The sequence below is a fragment of the Catenulispora rubra genome (assembly GCF_015356825.1).
Classification (GTDB): domain Bacteria; phylum Actinomycetota; class Actinomycetes; order Streptomycetales; family Catenulisporaceae; genus Catenulispora; species Catenulispora rubra.
Window position 1 is genome coordinate 1 of record NZ_JAACYW010000869.1, and the last position, 255, is coordinate 255.

Genomic DNA, 255 nt, shown 5'->3' on the forward strand with positions numbered 1-255 from the left:
CGGCCCGCTGCACCATCACGGACCTGGCTGAGCGCGTCGGCAAGTCGCCGGGCACGATCACGCGCTTCTGCCGGGCACTGGGGTTCACGGGATACGCCGAGCTTCGGGTGGCGCTGGCGGAGGAAGCGGGGCGCGCGGCGGGCAACGCCGAGGGCACTCGCTGGGCCAGCGACATCGGCGGCGAGGTGCGGCCGGGGGATCCCGCCGAGCGGCTCGTCGGCGTCGTGTTGGGCACCGTGACCCGGGCCCTGCGCG

At 76.1% G+C, this 255-nt stretch carries 1 protein-coding gene; it reads left to right on the forward strand.

The features are described from left to right. On the forward strand, positions 1 to 255 hold a 255-nt coding region (locus GWK61_RS55785; protein ID WP_194922432.1), incomplete at both ends, for a MurR/RpiR family transcriptional regulator.